This is a genomic window from Lysinibacillus sp. NPDC095746 (assembly GCF_044763535.1).
Lineage (GTDB): Bacteria > Bacillota > Bacilli > Bacillales_A > Planococcaceae > Lysinibacillus.
The window spans coordinates 13,911-30,654 of sequence record NZ_JBIWGL010000031.1 but is presented as its reverse complement, the minus strand read 5'-3'; the positions used below and the strand labels follow the sequence as shown (position 1 = coordinate 30,654).

19 protein-coding genes and 1 riboswitch are annotated in these 16,744 nt (G+C 35.3%); of the genes, 13 read left to right on the top strand and 6 right to left on the bottom strand.

Going from position 1 to position 16,744, the window contains the following annotated elements:
- Positions 1-132: 132 nt before the first annotated feature.
- From lepB to ACIQ7N_RS19330, 5 genes are all read left to right on the top strand, one after another.
- On the top strand, positions 133-690 hold the full coding sequence (gene lepB, locus ACIQ7N_RS19350; RefSeq protein WP_132361048.1) for a signal peptidase I: 558 nt from the start codon (positions 133-135) through the stop codon (positions 688-690).
- A 458-nt stretch (positions 691-1,148) separates the two neighbouring features.
- Positions 1,149-1,248: riboswitch (purine riboswitch) on the top strand.
- Between the two features lie 285 nt (positions 1,249-1,533).
- Positions 1,534-2,721, top strand: a complete 1,188-nt coding sequence (locus ACIQ7N_RS19345) for an MFS transporter (RefSeq protein WP_402935171.1) — start codon at positions 1,534-1,536, stop codon at positions 2,719-2,721.
- A gap of 402 nt (positions 2,722-3,123) precedes the next feature.
- Positions 3,124-3,405 (top strand): hypothetical protein, encoded by a 282-nt coding sequence (locus ACIQ7N_RS19340; RefSeq protein ID WP_402935168.1) that lies wholly within the window; start codon positions 3,124-3,126, stop codon positions 3,403-3,405.
- 86 nt (positions 3,406-3,491) lie between these two features.
- Positions 3,492-3,668: a hypothetical protein gene (locus tag ACIQ7N_RS19335; protein WP_402935166.1), complete on the top strand. Its 177-nt coding sequence runs from the start codon at positions 3,492-3,494 to the stop codon at positions 3,666-3,668.
- Between the two features lie 866 nt (positions 3,669-4,534).
- Positions 4,535-7,141, top strand: a complete 2,607-nt coding sequence (locus ACIQ7N_RS19330; RefSeq protein WP_402935163.1) for a cation-translocating P-type ATPase — start codon at positions 4,535-4,537, stop codon at positions 7,139-7,141.
- Between the two features lie 43 nt (positions 7,142-7,184).
- On the opposite strand, the gene ACIQ7N_RS19325 is transcribed toward ACIQ7N_RS19330, so the two are convergent.
- On the bottom strand, positions 7,185-7,676 hold the full coding sequence (locus ACIQ7N_RS19325) for a DUF3231 family protein (RefSeq protein ID WP_402935160.1): 492 nt from the start codon (positions 7,674-7,676) through the stop codon (positions 7,185-7,187).
- A 542-nt stretch (positions 7,677-8,218) separates the two neighbouring features.
- On the opposite strand from ACIQ7N_RS19325, the gene ACIQ7N_RS19320 reads away from it, so the two are divergent.
- Entirely contained in the window at positions 8,219-8,431 is a 213-nt protein-coding gene (locus ACIQ7N_RS19320; RefSeq protein ID WP_402935158.1) for a hypothetical protein, read from the top strand.
- 168 nt (positions 8,432-8,599) lie between these two features.
- Here the strand turns inward: ACIQ7N_RS19320 and ACIQ7N_RS19315 are convergent, their stop codons facing one another.
- Both ACIQ7N_RS19315 and ACIQ7N_RS19310 read right to left on the bottom strand, forming a co-directional pair.
- Positions 8,600-8,887, bottom strand: a complete 288-nt coding sequence (locus tag ACIQ7N_RS19315) for a hypothetical protein (RefSeq protein WP_402935155.1) — start codon at positions 8,885-8,887, stop codon at positions 8,600-8,602.
- 109 nt (positions 8,888-8,996) lie between these two features.
- Complete coding sequence (locus tag ACIQ7N_RS19310; protein ID WP_132361036.1) at positions 8,997-9,692, bottom strand: cupin domain-containing protein; 696 nt, start codon at positions 9,690-9,692, stop codon at positions 8,997-8,999.
- 332 nt (positions 9,693-10,024) lie between these two features.
- Here ACIQ7N_RS19310 and ACIQ7N_RS19305 point away from each other — a divergent pair, with 332 nt between their 5' ends.
- Complete coding sequence (locus ACIQ7N_RS19305; RefSeq protein WP_402935152.1) at positions 10,025-10,246, top strand: transcriptional regulator; 222 nt, start codon at positions 10,025-10,027, stop codon at positions 10,244-10,246.
- A gap of 274 nt (positions 10,247-10,520) precedes the next feature.
- Here the strand turns inward: ACIQ7N_RS19305 and ACIQ7N_RS19300 are convergent, their stop codons facing one another.
- Positions 10,521-10,979 (bottom strand): hypothetical protein, encoded by a 459-nt coding sequence (locus ACIQ7N_RS19300; RefSeq protein WP_402935149.1) that lies wholly within the window; start codon positions 10,977-10,979, stop codon positions 10,521-10,523.
- 230 nt (positions 10,980-11,209) lie between these two features.
- Here ACIQ7N_RS19300 and ACIQ7N_RS19295 point away from each other — a divergent pair, with 230 nt between their 5' ends.
- Positions 11,210-11,650: a hypothetical protein gene (locus ACIQ7N_RS19295; protein ID WP_402935146.1), complete on the top strand. Its 441-nt coding sequence runs from the start codon at positions 11,210-11,212 to the stop codon at positions 11,648-11,650.
- Positions 11,651-11,662: 12 nt separating this feature from the next.
- Positions 11,663-12,391: a C39 family peptidase gene (locus ACIQ7N_RS19290; protein WP_402935143.1), complete on the top strand. Its 729-nt coding sequence runs from the start codon at positions 11,663-11,665 to the stop codon at positions 12,389-12,391.
- A gap of 407 nt (positions 12,392-12,798) precedes the next feature.
- Here ACIQ7N_RS19290 and ACIQ7N_RS19285 read toward each other — a convergent pair whose 3' ends face one another.
- Positions 12,799-13,407, bottom strand: coding sequence for a DUF998 domain-containing protein (locus ACIQ7N_RS19285; RefSeq protein WP_402935140.1), 609 nt, complete (start codon positions 13,405-13,407; stop codon positions 12,799-12,801).
- A 784-nt stretch (positions 13,408-14,191) separates the two neighbouring features.
- Here ACIQ7N_RS19285 and ACIQ7N_RS19280 point away from each other — a divergent pair.
- Genes ACIQ7N_RS19280 through ACIQ7N_RS19265 form a run of 4 tightly spaced genes read left to right on the top strand, consistent with a single transcriptional unit; the run spans position 14,192 to position 16,355 of the window.
- Positions 14,192-14,413 carry a transcriptional regulator gene (locus tag ACIQ7N_RS19280; RefSeq protein ID WP_402935137.1) on the top strand — a complete coding sequence of 74 codons (222 nt, stop codon included), beginning with the start codon at positions 14,192-14,194 and terminating at the stop codon, positions 14,411-14,413.
- The gene (locus ACIQ7N_RS19275; RefSeq protein ID WP_402935134.1) at positions 14,410-15,669 is read left to right on the top strand and encodes a Y-family DNA polymerase; all 1,260 of its coding nucleotides are present in this window, start codon (positions 14,410-14,412) and stop codon (positions 15,667-15,669) included. The genes ACIQ7N_RS19280 and ACIQ7N_RS19275 overlap by 4 nt, the downstream gene beginning before the upstream one ends.
- 13 nt (positions 15,670-15,682) lie before the next feature.
- Positions 15,683-16,015 (top strand): YolD-like family protein, encoded by a 333-nt coding sequence (locus tag ACIQ7N_RS19270; protein ID WP_402935131.1) that lies wholly within the window; start codon positions 15,683-15,685, stop codon positions 16,013-16,015.
- Entirely contained in the window at positions 16,008-16,355 is a 348-nt protein-coding gene (locus tag ACIQ7N_RS19265; RefSeq protein ID WP_402935128.1) for a YhjD family protein, read from the top strand. Before ACIQ7N_RS19270 ends, ACIQ7N_RS19265 begins: the two co-directional genes overlap by 8 nt.
- Positions 16,356-16,374: 19 nt before the next feature.
- Here the strand turns inward: ACIQ7N_RS19265 and ACIQ7N_RS19260 are convergent, their stop codons facing one another.
- Positions 16,375-16,560: a hypothetical protein gene (locus ACIQ7N_RS19260; protein ID WP_402935236.1), complete on the bottom strand. Its 186-nt coding sequence runs from the start codon at positions 16,558-16,560 to the stop codon at positions 16,375-16,377.
- Positions 16,561-16,744 lie beyond the last annotated feature (184 nt).

The window sequence follows — 16,744 nt, the reverse complement described above, 5'->3', positions numbered from 1 at the left end:
CTGGAACAGAAAATCAACCTCATGTTTTGCTGATGAGTCATTTTGGTGAACTTGGAACAATTTATGTGATTAATTCGTCAAAATACTGTAAAAAATGTTATACTATAAATAAAACAGTATCGGGGAATGAGCATGCAAGAAGAGAAATCAAGTTTCAAAAAAGAATTACTATCTTATCTTAAAATTATTGTGATTACAGCTATAGTTGTTTTAGGCTGTAAGCAATTCTTATTTGCACCGATTAAAGTGCAAGGGGCTTCTATGTACCCAACTTATCATGATAAAGATATTATTATGGTAAGTAAAATGAGCAAAATTGAACGCTTTGATCAAATTGTTTTTCAATCACCAACAGAAGATGAACTCTATATTAAACGAGTGATTGGCCTGCCAGGTGATACAGTTGAAATGAAAGACGATGTTTTGTATGTAAATGGCAAAGCTTATAAAGAAGATTATGTGAATCGTCAAACAGATGATCCTAATCAATTACGTATTACAGAGAATTTCACATTAGAGCAATTATTAAATGAAAAAAAGGTTCCTGAGGGTATGTATTTTGTACTAGGGGACAACCGTTTGAAAAGTTCTGATAGCCGCCACTATGGCTTAATTTCTAAAGATGCCATCTACGGTGAAGCTAAATTAACCATATATCCGTTTAGTCGTTTCCATATTGGTCCAAAATAAATAATTGGGATTTTCAGTGAAAAAAGAGGCTGCGCTTGTGTTGCCTCTTTTTCCACTTTTTTAGTTGGCTGATAACTCTTTACAAACTTTATATGTGGGGTAATAGACACAAACTGTTGAATTTTCAACTGTTTCTCTTATGGGGATTTGCTGTTTGCTGAGACTAGGAGAAATGATTGCTTGTTTATCGATTGAGAGCCCTTCTATTACTGGTTCTACACCATAAAACAACAATAAAAAATAGCATACTAAACCTACTATACGCAAACAATCACCTCGCAATGTTCTGTTATATTAGTATGTATGGTCAAACTTAAAAAAATATAAGTAAAATCTAAAACTTCTCTCTTTTGAAATGATTTTTTATTCGGTAAGCGTTTGTATGTCAATGATTGAAAGGTATAGTAAATCGATTTTATGAAATAAATGTTGCCATGGAAAATTCAATATGCTAATATAGCTAACGTAAATATTTGATCTGTATAACCTCAATGATATGGATTGAGGGTCTCTACCAGGAACCATAAAATCCTGACTACAAAAATTTTGCTTTATTTTTGTAGTCAGGATTTTTTTTTTTAACTTCTTTCAGCAAAAGTCTCCCATCTTTATAAGTGGTAAGATGAATGCGGTTTTAAGTCACTTTTCAGCGGTGTCCAAACATATGTACCTGTCGCGCTACGCTTTCGGTACAAAAAGCATCCGCTGAAAGAAGTTAATGCCTCTGGTGGATGTCACAGAATCCGCTTTGTGCATGCACAACCCGATTCCGTACGCAATTATGCTGAGGCATAAATTGATACCTCTCTACAAAAATGAAAGTGTAACAGAAGGGTGATTATTATGAATTGGAGAGTATATATTCTTGCCGTTACTACCTTTGCAGTAGGATTGGTGGAATTAATTGTAGGTGGTATATTACCAACAATTGCAGAGGATTTAAATGTGTCCTTAGCAACTGCGGGACAATTAATTACAATATTTGCTCTTGTCTATGCAATATCTGCTCCTGTCCTTTTATCATTAACCGCAAAAGTGGAAAGGAAGCGCCTTTATCTTATTTCTTTATTTATTTTTACTTTAGGTAATCTGATGACGTATTTTAGTACGACATTCTCGATCGTCATGATTGCTAGAATTTTCACGGCGATGAGTACCGCATTGGTCATCGTTTTATCCTTAACGATTACAACAAAAATTGTTGAACCAAAACATCGTGCAAAAGCTTTAGGGCTTGTTTTCGTAGGTGTCAGTTCGGCACTTGTCATCGGTGTCCCAATGGGGATATTTGTAGCTGAAGCATTTGGATGGCGAGCTGTGTTTTTAGGAATTGCGCTTCTTTCAACTGTATCTATGATTCTTATTGCGTTACTGCTTGAAAAAATGCCTGTTGTAGAAGTTGTTCCATTAAAGGCTCAAATTAAATCATTAGCGAATTTAAAAATCTTAAGTGCACAATTAACAACACTATTTATGCTGGCTGGTCATTATATGCTTTACGCATATTTAACTCCATTTTTAGTAGAAGCATTTGACATGAGTGCCTCATGGATTAGTATCTGTTATCTAATCTTCGGAATAGCGTCTGTCAGTGGGAATGCTATCGGTGGTTGGCTAGGCGACAAAATTGGTACTGGTAAAGCCATTCTATTGATTGTATCTACCTTCGCCGTTGTATTATTTAGTATTCCTTACACGATTGTTGCGTTACCACTCTTTTTAGTCGTAACAATTTTATGGGGTGCACTTAGCTGGGCTCTTACACCGCCATTACAAAATTATTTAATACAGACTGATCCAAAAACATCTGATATTCAACAAAGTTTAAATACGGCTGCATTACAAATCGGTATATCCATAGGTTCAGCTGTTGGTGGGGCTATGTTTACTGTTACAGGATCTGCTATGCATTTATCTAGCTTCGGTGTCATTTTAGTTTTATGTGCGCTAGGCTGTGCTATTTTCTCTCTAAAAAGAGCGCCAGTTTCACATGAGGCTGAGCTAGGGCTGAAATCGGCCCACAACAATTAGAGTGGCTCATCGAACGCCCCGGGAAAGCGCTCAGTCGGAACAGAAATCAAGTAATAGTAATAGCTAGAATTTTTGATGAAATTTGGCCTTTCATTAAGCATTTTGCGAAAACGTATGTCATGTGAAAAGTTGATTGAAGTGGAGGCTTAGCGATAATCTCTGGGGTCAGCAATAAAGAGGAACAAAGGCTAAAACTATCACGTCCTGTGATAACGCCTTCGTGACCAACATCATGTTGTGGCCCCCCCGGGAAAGCGCCCAGTCAAAACGGAAATCAACCACGTTATGGTAACGAACTTTTAGAGTAAATTTTTTGGTTTAAATATCCAGAAAATACTACTGTAAAAGAAGGACAATTATATAGAGAGATAGAATGTAAGTTTAGAGGAGGTTGGTAAATACATGCAGATAGATTTAACGGAATTTAAAGAATCAAATGTGAAAGTGTTCGCAACGATTGACCAGACGCTTTACCGAAATGTGGGTGCTATTATTTTATATGAAGAGGATTCACACACTTTATCTGTACGAAAATTGAAACGAAAAATCGCTGATCAATATATACCAACAGACGAACTCGAAAACTTTCTGTTCGACTCTCAAGCAGATGCTATAAAATTTACTCATAAGCTTACTAGAATGAGTGCACTCGATTATTTATTAATATCGAATAAAAAAAGCTAAATGATATAAGATTAATTGGGATTGTCCATAACTCTAATGGAGAAATAATATTACAAAATGGGACCATAGGAGATATTCCATTACTTTTGTTTAGTGCAACAAATAATGGCTATAAAAATTGGTCACAAACACAAACAGAATTATTGGGGTTATCTACAAATACGAAGCAAGTAGTTTATGAAAACACTAAGCACTACATTCATCATGAAAAAGCTGAACCTATGGCACATGAAATTCAAATATTTTTAGAACAACTCGATTAAAATGTATTCAGGTTTCTTCAATTGTTTTAATTAAACTCGTGTAATTCAAAACGCTTTCTGTACATGAAATAATTAGAGAATCAAAATGCGTCTTCTAAAAAAATTATATTAATAATATCTAGAGAAAACAGTTTGTAATCGCAAGCTGTTTTTTTATTGTACGCCTAGCATGGACGTAATCTAATTGGTACCAGTCAGCCACAAAGATAGAAGTAGTGTTAGCCATGTGCAAGGCACCTCCTACTCGATAAGGAAATTGTAGAGTTTTAAGTTGTGGATAATCAAGGGCAGAGTTTTCTCTAAGCTAAGACATTATATCCTCGAGGTCACTTCAATCGAGTGCTTTAACGCAGAGGCTTTATCAGCGATTTTAGCTCTTTTATCAGCGATGTTCGAGGCTTTATCAGCGATTCTAACTCTTTTATCAGCGATGTTCGTTTGTTATTTGCCCTTCAACTTTTGATGTAATAAAGATTCTTAATTTCTTAGTAGTACGAGTACTGCTGCTCAAAAATTGATGAAATTTGCATAAATATAATACAGAATCCATTTTATATGTTTACCTATCAAATAAATATTTAATTTCTATATCGATTATTATCATACTGGAATGGGACAAGGAATAGATTGTTGTAGTTAAAGTATTTTAGGGGCTCGAGTAGATAGAGAGTCTGATGATTCAATACTATTTTTAGGATATATAAGTTTCTCTCTGCCTAAGATAGATAATTCAAAGGGGTCTACTGTTGGGAATCTAACGTATTAACTAATAACAGTATTTTCTCCTGAATCCAGTCAGTGAGAAGGAATTCGGGATAGGATGCTGTTGTGAGTTACTTAATAATTTCAATTGGAGGGGGAATCGAATGTCAGACTATCATCAACAATCATCAGCTGAAGTTATGAAAAATTTGAACGTGACAGATCAAGGATTGAGTGATTATGACGTTCAAAAGAGGCAAGAAGTGTACGGCTATAATGTATTGAAGGAAGGAAAAAAAACAAGTGCATTCGCCGTTTTCTTTGGGCAGTTTAAAGATTTATTAGTCATTATTTTAATCATCGCTGCTTTCGTTTCATTTCTATTAGGGGAAGTAGGAAGCACGATTGTGATTATGGTTGTCGTTATATTGAACGCGATCCTAGGAACTGTACAGCATATTAAGGCAGAACAGTCTTTGGATAATTTAAAAGCCTTAACCTCTCCGATTGCCAAAGTAATGCGAAATAATCAACTCATAGAGATTTCTTCAGAAGATATAGTCGTTGGGGATCTTCTATATTTGGAGGCCGGCGATTATATAAATGCTGATGGAAGATTATTAGAAAGTCATAATTTGCATATCAATGAAAGCTCGCTGACAGGTGAATCAATCGCTGTAGCGAAAAGTATCGATCCTATTAAGGAAGGCAATGTAACAGTTGCTGATAAAAGGAATATGGTGTATTCTGGAAGTTTTGTGACAACAGGTCGAGGTATTGTCATGGTTACAGCTATTGGGATGCAAACGGAAATCGGCAAAATTGCAAATTTACTCGATACTGCAAAAGAAAAGAAAACACCTTTACAAGTAAGTTTGGATCATTTCGGAGAAAAATTAGCTTTAGGGATTACGTTAATCTGTTTAGCCATTTTCGTGATTGACCTTGTTAGAGGGCGTGCGCTAGTAGAATCGTTTATGTTTGCTGTTTCACTTGCCGTCGCAGCAATTCCAGAAGCATTAAGCTCCATTGTTACCATTGTGCTAGCTTTTGGGACACAAAAAATGGCAAAGGAAAATGCCATTATTCGAAAGCTTTATGCTGTTGAAAGTCTTGGCAGTGTATCTGTCATTTGTTCAGATAAAACAGGGACATTAACTGAAAATAAAATGGTTGTACAAGAGGTATATGTGGATGAAAAAGTTATTCCACATGATCAGCTACACACTGGAAATGCAGTTGAGAAAGATCTTATGTTAAAGGCAATATTATGTAATGATGCTGTAGGAAGGGACGATAAGGAATTCGGTGATCCTACTGAGATTGCACTCGTAAAACTAGGAAAGCAATATGGTTTTGACGAAATCCAGATAAGAGATCATTATCCAAGGGTGACCGAAATACCTTTTGATTCAGATAGAAAGCTCATGAGTACTGTAAATACTATCAATCAGCAATCTATCATGATTACAAAAGGAGCATTAGACGTCCTTCTCCCTAAAATTATAAAAATAAAAACTTCAAAAGGTATAGTTACTATTACAAATCAACAACGTCAAAAAATCGAAGCGGTAAATCGTGATTTTTCTATGAATGGGTTAAGGGTGCTAGCAGTCGCCTACAAAGAGGTAAAGGAAAATCAAGCAATTGATGCAAGAGCTGAAAAAGACTTAATATTTGTTGGTTTAGTCGCGATGATGGATCCGCCAAGACAAGAATCTAAAGGTGCAGTTGAAAAGTGTATAAAGGCTGGTATCAAACCGGTGATGATTACAGGGGATCATAAAATTACAGCAACCGCTATTGCCAATCAAATCGGGATTTTAAATGATCCTTCTGAAGCGATTGAAGGGCATGAAATAGAAGGCCTAACAGATCAGCAGCTTCAAGAAAAGGTTAATAATTTTTCTGTTTATGCCCGAGTAACACCAGCTCAAAAAATTCGTATCGTTAAAGCGTGGCAGGAAAAAGGACATGTCGTCGCCATGACAGGAGATGGTGTTAATGATGGCCCAGCTCTAAAACAGGCCGACATTGGTGTGGCAATGGGCGTTACCGGTACAGAGGTTGCTAAGGATGCCTCTTCTATGATACTAACAGATGATAATTTTTCAACGATTGTTAAGGCTATTGCAAACGGTAGGAGTATCTATACGAATATTAAAAACGCTATTTTGTTCTTATTATCTGGGAATGCAGGTGCCATTTTTGTTGTTTTATATGCAACAATATTAGGTTTACCAGTTCCTTTTGCGGCTGTGCATCTATTATTTATTAACTTACTAACAGATAGTTTACCGGCGATTGCAATCGGTCTAGAGCCGAATAATAAAAAAACAATGAAGGACAAGCCCCGAAATATTCATACACCGTTATTAAACAAAGCATTTACTACTCAAGTGGTACTCGAAGGATTGCTAATTGCCATTTCTACAACTATTGCCTTTGAGATCGGATTGTCAACGGGAGATACCCTAACGGCGAGCACTATGGCATTTACGACATTATGTTTGTCACGATTAGTGCATGGCTTCAACTCCAGAGCTAAAGAATCGATCTTCGCCATTGGACTATTTTCGAATAAATATACTTGGCTTGCATTCTTTATCGGTTTTTTAAGCTTACACGCAGTATTGTTTATTCCAATGCTTACAAGTGTGTTTGAGGTTGCCACATTAAGCACCGCACAATTAGGCTTTATTTATAGTTTGTCTGTGCTACCGTTCCTTGTGAATCAGTGGTACAAGCTGTTGTTCGTGAGAAGTCGATAACAAGGTAAAAACACAGAAGCTCTCGTTGTCAAATGAGAGCTTCTTACATTACAGTCTTAGTAGGAGCTAGAAGCCAGCCTTTGTCATTACTGAGTCGCACTAGCTTTGCACCAAGTATGGCATACCTCATATGAAGTTCTCCATATTTTCCAGTATGCTTCTTCTTAACGGATATTTCTAAAGGCTGGCTAACTGAAATAAGTGAAGAAGCTATATTCATCGATAAAATGGCGCTAATTTCTGTATCATTAATGGCTTTTTTTCCTCGGATATTGCCCATTTTCAATTGTCTGTAATCGATTGAAGTAGTAGGAGCAAGTACCCCGTTTTCCTTTAATAACACTGTTAGATGTTTATTTTCCTCTTTTAAACATTGCACAAAATCCACGATAATAGCCTTTAATTTTTTATCAATGGCATGCTTGAAAAACGCATGATTTGAAGCTATATAGCCATTATTAACGCCAATCTGTGTCCATATTTTAAAAATTTCCCTATAGCGTAGTGTTGCTAGATTTCCATTTACTAATTCCATAGTTACACTTCCTAACTCATGTTCTCGTTCATTTACTTGAGATTAGGATGTGTTAATAAATGAAATTCTAATCACTTTTTACAATAAAAGGGGTTAGTAATTATAACGTGAGGTTGATTTCCGTTCCGACCGGGCGCTTTGTTGCTGTCGCTTCGCTTTCGCACAGTCAAAACATTTGTTGCTGTCGCTTCGCTTTCGCACAGTCAAAACATTTGTAGCTGCCGCTACGTTAACACTACGCTTTCGCACAGAAAACATCCGCTACGCTGCAGGGTCTCGGGCCAACAGATGTTTTTTGCGCGAAAGCGTGAGTGTAACGTAGCGACAGCAGCACGATGTTGGTCACGAAGGCGTTATCACAGGATGTGATGCTTTTAGCCTTCGTTCCTCTATTGCTAATCCCCAAAGAGTCGCCCAGTCTCCACTCCAATCAACTTATATACACGGCATGTGTTTAAACAAATGTCATCCTAAATTAATAAGTTTATTCCTATTGATTGTAGACAAACGCTACTCTTGATTGCATAAAGCTGTATAGTAATTTGATGATAGGGGATTTTTGGTGTTTTAATCAAAATTATAATACTGTTTTGGCTCTAGCTCATAATAAAGATGAGGAGCTGTTGATTTTTCACGGAGAGTGGCGACTCCTGCGGGATGAGCTTGCGCTGAAAGCCCCGCAGGAACGCAGTGACGAGGAGAATCAATTATGCCTTGGCATAATTGCGTCCGGAATGGGCTTTGTGCTTGCATAAAGAACTCCTTTCCAATTCCGTGACATCCGCCGGAGGCTGTAACTTCTATCTGCAGGTGTCCAAACACTGCGGATAGAAGTTACAGCCAAGCCCGCGGAAAGTGCCAACTCGGAGTGAAAATCAACTTTTGTTTATTGTTACGCATTATTTGTAGATAAGCTGAAAGTGTTATTCTTTTAACTTCTTGCTTTTATAGCTATTAATGGTTGTTTTTAATGCTGCGAAATTTCCAATAGCTGCGTAACCATAAAAAAAGCCCATAAATATTCCTGCAATAAGATTATGTCTATGGCTTATGAAAATAGAAATAGTCAAGCCAATAGCAAGGGCGATCGCGGGAACATATTTAGGCTGAACATGCATAAACACCTTAATGAGCTGTGTAATAAGTAACACGGCTGGAACGGCTATTATAGCATCCCAAAAATTCGTATGGATCACTGGAAATAATTCCATTTTCTACACCTCTTTAGTAATAACGAAGCTATGACTTAAAATTAGATTTTCCTTTTTATTTATTTTTATGCCATAAAAGGTGTAGCGCTTATGAGTCATACACTGTTGCTTAATAATATGAGCCATAAGGATTCATATATGGATTCATATTTGGATAGTGATATGGGGGATATGGGTTCATAAATTGTGAAGGTCTATACTTATTTTTATGTTTATGATGAGGATCTTTTTGCTCCTTTTGATCTTTTTGCTTTTCAGAGGTTGATTTTACACGGTTACAGTCTTTAGGTGGACCGATATATGTTGATGGTACAATAGGCGCGATAGTTTTCTTCCACTGATTTTCATCTAAACAATAAGTGTGAGCCATAACATTGGAAGGTGTAAATTTCAAGATATCTGAACCTAAAATAACATCAGGGGTTGGAGCATCAAAAATAGCTAGTAAATGCGTGTCATTCTCAGTAGCTATTTCATAATGCCACCATCCTTGTGGTACATTGGCAACTTGGCCAGGCTCGATAGGATAGTTTTTAAACTCTTTTGTAAAGGGATTAAAGATAGAAACAATGGCTGCACCAGAAATACAATAAATAAGTTCTGCTGCATTTTGATGATAGTGAGGCTCTATCACCTTATTTCTACTTAGAAAAATATCAAGCAAAGATATATTTTCTAACGTATTTAATTGTTCTACACCTAGAATATTAATAAAATTTCGATCATCTTTTTTGAAAAGAGTATTGTCATTTACATCTGAAGTGAACTCGGTTGATGACGAAGTATAGTCAATATTCGAGCTAATAATTACATCCTTTCTAATTAATTTTCAAATCCATATCTTAAGCACAGAATATGTACAAAGCTATTTTAGGCTTACACGAACGCCCATTGTCTTTATTTAACAAAATGTCTTCTGTGCGAAAGCGAAGCGACAGCAACAATAACAACAACAATTACGCCAAGGCGCAATTAATTTAGTTATGCTCTAAATACTCCTTAAAAATTAGCTGAAATTCCCTCTTCTAACCGAGAACATATGTACGTATAATAAAAGTACAAACATTTGTTCTGTTTTAAAAAACAGCTCTGTTGTGCTCACTGCATATAAGGGGCTAGTGAAAAGGAGCAACGAGGATGAAAGAACAGTTAATAAAAGTAATGCAGCGTCAACAAGTAGTTAGCATGATGTATGTAGCCAAGTCGGGTGTTATTACGAAAAGGCGTGTAAAAATCTTAAAGATTGTTGGTGATTCCTTTACAGCATTTTGCTATACGAGACAGGCAAAGCGTACGTTTATTTTTAACAATGTTTTAGCAATAATGCCCGTTACACATCGAAAGCGTGAGGTGATATGAATTACGACAATCTACCTCATAAGGACATTTTTTGTATTGACATGAAATGCTTTTATATGGGGTATGCTTTATAGTAGTTATAGTATTCTATGGAAAAAGATACGATGTTTAAAATAAAGTTGTGACGAACCATCCCTTTAGATTATTGGCTAAAGGGATAGTTTTTGTTTAAAAGAGCGAGAACATCGCAAGCTAAGAAATGGATTAAAGAAGGTCGAGGCACTGGTATTGGTTCGGAGTATAAACCTGATACATGAATATTTAAAAATATATATTATAAGCCAGGTTTTTTTTTATAAAAAGTTGAAATAATAGCAGATAAACATAATATTAAGAGAAATGTATACCAATTAAAAAATAAATGATTTGAAAAAGTGTTTAGGTAATTTAATTCGTAATCATAATTATCTTTTATATTACTATGGAAGTTTAAAATTCTAACAACTGTAACAGTTAATAAAATAAAAAATAAAAATATAGATGAATATCTGAATAAATACTTATTGATACCAGACTTCATATAAATGCTATTAAAAATAATAGTCATAGATATAAAAAAGTACAAAATGAATGGAGAAAACATAAAAATAAAAATTAATGCAGCATTTCCATTTCCCCCCGGCATAAGATCTACGCTATCTTTAAAATTAAGACTATACTTATTTGTCAATATCATCGCTACAATTGTAAGAATAAAAGTAAATACGACTGTTGATGGGAAAAATTTTTTCATAATTACTCACCTCATATATTTAATTAATTTACGAAAAAGAATGAAATAACGGAATAAAATAGAATATATTCACTATTATAGTGTATAAATTTATAATTGTCTTTTTTAAAAAAATATGAGTAAAGAATATTACAAATAATCAGTATTTTCAGACTATTCTCAAGAAAATACGAAAAATGTAAAATAAAAATGATAATTTACATTATCTAATCTGAAAAAAGGGGTAGAATATGGAAAAAATTGTCCTTTTAATGAGTTTCGTGATTTTCTGTAGTTTGGGAATTAGTGAAGCGTCAGCAAGTGAGAATGTTATAGTTAATCCACAATTGGAAAGACAAGCCAAAAACGAATTGGTAACTATTTATGAAGAATCGCCTGAAATTGAATTATCAATTATCCGAGAATTGTATCACTCAGATGATAGTATTATTGCCTATTATTATCAAATTATCAATAAAGGAGAGTTAACAGGCTTCGTAATTGTTTCAGCTAAAGAAGAATTAGGGACATTGCTAGAATCAGGGGATTTTGAAAATGAAATCGATAGTCGTTATGGCGAGAGCATCAAAGAAAATTTAGATATGAAAGCATATTATGAACCACTAGGTGATTTAATCTTTGCCTCTAATTCATCTCAATTAATCCAGAAATTTGAAAAAATGAAAGGCTAAGCTATCGATACTTTGAACAAACAAGGGGAAGTTGATGAGGAGTATATACAACATATAGAGAGTCTAACATTTGGAGTGGACATTAATTCAGCTTCAATTCAACAAGAAAAATTTAGGAATACGGATAATGGCAGTGATGTAAAAAAAGTAGAATTGGTCGACTTAGGGGAAAACGTATTTTCTACATTATCTACATTATCTACAGCAGATGCATCTTTACCAGTAGTTAGACTTTATCAAAGAATGTCCGGCGTAGTGAATCCGAATAGTTCGTGTGGACCAACTGCTGGCGCAATGATTACTAATTATTATAAAAGTTTAGGTTATAATGTAAGAGCTTCTTCTTATTATGGTGGCAATGCAGGTTTAATTAACCAGTTATATTATATGATGAACTCTTCCTTCATAGGAACAAACCAATACTCGCTCCATAATGGTCTTCAAACACATTTAAATTTAGATAAAAATTTATGGGTAGGAAAATCAAGAGGTCATGCTAGTGGTGTTGAACCGCCAACTTATGCAAATGTAGTCAACGCTATTGACAAAAAATATCCTTTAGCGATGTTAACATACCTAAGTTCTGAAGATCCGTATCATTGGACAGTGATTAATGGTTATTACAGTAATGGAGATATTAGTTATTTAAATCCTGATGGTAGTTCAAGTTCATCTACAAAAGTTAAAGCTTCTTTAATGTTTGAAAGCAAGGCAGGATATACTTATATGGCATTGAAATAAAATGTAGATTGAAATAAAGTCATACCATTTTACCCCTTTAGATTTTAGTTATCTAAAGGGGTGTTTTTATGTCTAACATCTATGAATCCACATGAAATTTTAAAAGTATCCATCAAAGCATTGATTTTCTACCATTTTGAAAAGTTTTTGATTAAACTTTTTTACAAAAATCAACCTAGTATGTATATAAAATCAATATGCTGAATTGGTCGAACATCAATTTTAAAATGGTTTTATGAGGGAATTGATCATATCATTGTTACTTCATAGCCATCATTCATATCGCCATCTATTAAATCTTCCATAACGGTGGGTGTAAGACCGGGGGGCACCCCGCACCCCTGAGCCTCCCAATCGTTATGCAACAATCACGCATGTTTGTTTAATTGTTAAAAACCTTCATTCATTTATAGAAGGTAAACGAACCAGATGCTTACGACAATAAACCAAATGTTGATTGACAACAGGAACACTCGCTCACATATCCCAAAGATAAATCGCAACGGCTTGAACATCGTGATAATAACAGCCCCAAGTGAGATAGAAGAAACCATGGTTATGATGTAAAAAAATAGATTTAGATTTTCAAAGTCCTCCAGTAATTTCAAATGACTTCCTCCACGATTAATGACCATATAGGAAAAAGTGAACGCAAGAATAGCAAATAAGTAATGGAGTTTTCCTCGAACCGTAAGTTTTTCTCCTTCTAGGTCAGTTGGAAAGAATAACATAAGGATACGGGAGATGACCATTAGAATGATTAAAATTGGAATGGACGAGGATATGGAGAAGCGATCTTTTACATTTAACAACACGATAGCAAGTGACAATGCCCCTAAGTTGCTGAACCAAGCGTAAATTAAAAATAAATTTTTTGTAGCACCTACACCGTAATCACTTACAGCATGTCGAAGAGGATGATAGCCTGTTTTCTTAAAGTGAAGTATGAGAAAAAAAATGAAATAACTCAAAAAGAACAATACGGCCACAATCGATAGAGTTTTCTCGATGGACAATTTCAGACCTCCCAAAGTTCATTCAGATTCAGTTCCCTAACAGTTCCTTCCTCGTTTGTTGAATAGCATCGTCGACAATTTAATTTTAAATGACTTTATTATTTTATGATTTAAACGGTTTTATTATCACGAAACTTGTTTTTTATGAGAATCCATTTTTGTAAACGGAGATATATAACATTTTCACTTTAGAAAAAAAGCAAAAAACGAGCCTGTGAATTTAATTATTCGTTAGCTCGTTTCATGAAAATTAAAGCGGAAGGTCTTTTCGTTTAAATACTTCTAGACTTGCTATATAAACAACTATACCAATACCTAAAAGAATGATTAGCTTCCACCAATAGTTTTCACCTTCCAGAATAGCAGTTGTATCAAATAATGCATTGACTGTGAAGTAATTAAGTACATTAAGGCTTTCGTCAACCGTACTTAACAACTGGAATAAGAAAAGGCAATAGGGATACCAGTCCCAAAAGCAAGGGAGTTTTTCGTTAAGTTGCAATAGCTTGAGAAAAAGAACGAAATACCGCTGATATTAATTTTATTTGTTTTATAATGTTTCACGTCTACTTGACAGTGGTAAGTCTAGTGCCATTGAGTACCTGGTATTTTATTGTTTCCAAAAATTTAATCTTGTTAAAATGCAAACGTTTGTTCTAGAATGTATACAAACAAATGTTCTTACGTATGATAGGTAAAGGGAAAATTAATGTGCCAATAAAAAATATCAATAATACACAGCTATTATTTATGAAATTTCGAGAGATAGTGGGAGGAAGCTAAGATGATAGAGCAACTGATTAAAGCTATGCAGCGCAAACAATTTGTGAACATGATGTATGTAGCAAAAGGTGGTTCCGTATCAAAAAGGCATGTAAAAGTCATTAAAATTGTTAGTAATTCATTTCAAGCATTTTGTTTTACAAGACATGCAAAACGTACTTTTTTGATCAGTAATGTTCTAGTCGTTATTCCTTTTGTTAGTAAGGGGCGTGAAGCTGTATGAATTATGAAAGTATGCCCAATAGACCTATTATGTGTATCGATATGAAATGCTTTTACGCCAGTATCGTAGCGATGTTACATGGGTTAGATGTTTTAAAAACGCCAGTTGCAGTAGTTGCAAATTTTGACCAACCAGGTAGCGTAGTGCTTGCTGCGTCCCCCTTAATGAAAGAAAAATTTAATATCAAAACTGGTAGTCGTCGTTATGAAATACCTAAACATCCTGACATTAGATTGTTTGAGCCTAAAATGAGTTTCTTTATTCAAATGTCGATGACGATTACAAAATTAATCTCTAATTACGTCCCGGTTGATGCTATACATGTGTATAGTGTAGACGAAAGCTTTGTTGATTTAACCGGCACTGAAAAGCTTTGGGGTTCACCTGAAGAAACGGCTAAGGAAATACAAAAGGCCATTCTTGACCAATTTAATATACCTAGTGCAGTAGGTATGGGACCAAATATGTTAATAGCTAAATTAGCTTTAGACCTTGAAGCAAAGAAAACAGGCTTTGCTAAATGGACGTATGAGGATATTCCAAAGAAATTATGGCCAGTACGACCCCTATCCGAAATGTGGGGCATAGGAAAACGAATGGAAGCAAATCTAAATGCTATGGGAATACAAACAGTTGGTGGTTTGGCTAATACAGATCTAAAAGAATTAGAAAAGGGCTTTGGTGTAATGGGCAATCAACTCTATTATCATGCATGGGGAATAGATCTATCCAAATTAGGGGAGCCGTTAATAACAAACGGTACTTTAAGTTTTGGGAAGGGCCAAATGCTGATGAGGGATTACCACACACGTAAAGAAATCTCTGTAGTGCTCCTAGAAATGTGCGAAGACGTAATGAAACGCACACGTGATGCAGGGTTTGTTGGCCGTACAATCAGCTTAGGTCTTTCTTATAGTCGAAACGCCATGACCAAAGGGTTCCATCGGTCTAAAACAATTGCAGTGCCGACAAGTGAAACCCTTGTAATGTATAAAACTTGCCTTGAATTACTGGATGAACACTTTGCAGGTGAACCAGCTCGACAGTTATCTGTCCGAATAGCCAACTTAGAGAGAGAGCATAGTATCCAATTAGATTTATTTGACGAGCGCAAACCACAACGTCAAGTCATAGGACCTACTATGGATGCCATACGCAATCGGTTTGGAGCAACATCAATATTAAGAGCAGTTTCTTTCACAAAAGCTGGTACAGCTATTAATCGAGATCGCCTAGTTGGTGGTCATTTGGCATAGGAGTGATTTATGAATGATACAGGACAGAGGTAATATTAAATGGGCATCGATGATGTTGCCAGAGCATTTAGAGCTTCTTAGAGAGTATAAACAGGAGCGTACAGAACAGCCAAGAGAATTGACTGAGTGGGAACTGGAAGAACTACAAAAAACAATCGATCAAGCTTTTAATCAGCAATTGGACATAAATTTAGAAGTGTGGAAGGACTACAAAATTACACAATGGACTGGAATAATTAAATCGATGAATACTAATGAGCTCATACTTGAAACACTACTTAAAACGAAAAGTATTCCAATCCAAAGTATTCAATCAGCCCAACTGGATGTTGATTACTATGATTAAAGCCGACGAAAGACAATTACTTCATAAGTATCTTTTATTAGAACTAGCAGTTAAATCATTGCAGGTGGACTATTGTAAATTAGAGCAGTTTAAAATGAAAACGGTATTTCTTCCAATGATGGATTCATTGCTAAAAGATCTAAGACAAGAATATTTTAACCTCAAACGAGAACTGGCACAAAAACGTATACGAGTCGTAGGTTGGCAACCAGTAGATGAATACTTTAGTGACGTGCAAGTTGCCACTGCAGGTAATGATGTAGTACTCCGCTATGCAAATCAAGCTCTTAAATCACAAGTGGAAAAGCTGTTGATTAATCATATTAGAAACAACAAATGACAGGTATTAGACCTGTTTTTTATAGGCTGTTTTCCCATAAATCTAAAGTTGAGTCGACTAATTGAGAAAAGATTGAAATTGATTTAATAAATTTATTTCCTTTACGTACAGCTTGACTTGCTGTGACAATGGCTCCCATAGTACCACTTTGAAGTTTTACACCACTTGCAGAAATTCGAGAGGCGTCATTTATTCCGCTCATCATCTACTTGCCTTGGTAGGTCCAGTGATTTAATTGTTACAACAAGCGTAGCATTACTAGGTCTTGATGAAAAAGTATCGATGACAAGAAGAACATGTCTTTTCAGCGGGATTTTCCTTATTATTTTTAGTATGAGATCTGGATAAAACTAAGTGCTTTCCAAAAAGGACCTTCAGCAGCCCAATAA

Excerpts from the sequence above, each read along its gene's own strand:
- lepB (WP_132361048.1), top strand. The coding sequence starts at position 133 with ATGCAAGAAGAGAAATCAAGTTTCAAAAAAGAATTACTATCTTATCTT.
- ACIQ7N_RS19345 (WP_402935171.1), top strand. The coding sequence starts at position 1,534 with ATGAATTGGAGAGTATATATTCTTGCCGTTACTACCTTTGCAGTAGGA.
- ACIQ7N_RS19340 (WP_402935168.1), top strand. The coding sequence starts at position 3,124 with ATGCAGATAGATTTAACGGAATTTAAAGAATCAAATGTGAAAGTGTTC.
- ACIQ7N_RS19330 (WP_402935163.1), top strand. The coding sequence starts at position 4,535 with ATGTCAGACTATCATCAACAATCATCAGCTGAAGTTATGAAAAATTTG.
- ACIQ7N_RS19325 (WP_402935160.1), bottom strand. The coding sequence starts at position 7,676 with ATGGAATTAGTAAATGGAAATCTAGCAACACTACGCTATAGGGAAATT.
- ACIQ7N_RS19315 (WP_402935155.1), bottom strand. The coding sequence starts at position 8,887 with ATGGAATTATTTCCAGTGATCCATACGAATTTTTGGGATGCTATAATA.
- ACIQ7N_RS19305 (WP_402935152.1), top strand. The coding sequence starts at position 10,025 with ATGAAAGAACAGTTAATAAAAGTAATGCAGCGTCAACAAGTAGTTAGC.
- ACIQ7N_RS19300 (WP_402935149.1), bottom strand. The coding sequence starts at position 10,979 with ATGAAAAAATTTTTCCCATCAACAGTCGTATTTACTTTTATTCTTACA.
- ACIQ7N_RS19295 (WP_402935146.1), top strand. The coding sequence starts at position 11,210 with ATGGAAAAAATTGTCCTTTTAATGAGTTTCGTGATTTTCTGTAGTTTG.
- ACIQ7N_RS19280 (WP_402935137.1), top strand. The coding sequence starts at position 14,192 with ATGATAGAGCAACTGATTAAAGCTATGCAGCGCAAACAATTTGTGAAC.
- ACIQ7N_RS19275 (WP_402935134.1), top strand. The coding sequence starts at position 14,410 with ATGAATTATGAAAGTATGCCCAATAGACCTATTATGTGTATCGATATG.
- ACIQ7N_RS19270 (WP_402935131.1), top strand. The coding sequence starts at position 15,683 with ATGATACAGGACAGAGGTAATATTAAATGGGCATCGATGATGTTGCCA.
- ACIQ7N_RS19265 (WP_402935128.1), top strand. The coding sequence starts at position 16,008 with ATGATTAAAGCCGACGAAAGACAATTACTTCATAAGTATCTTTTATTA.
- ACIQ7N_RS19260 (WP_402935236.1), bottom strand. The coding sequence starts at position 16,560 with ATGATGAGCGGAATAAATGACGCCTCTCGAATTTCTGCAAGTGGTGTA.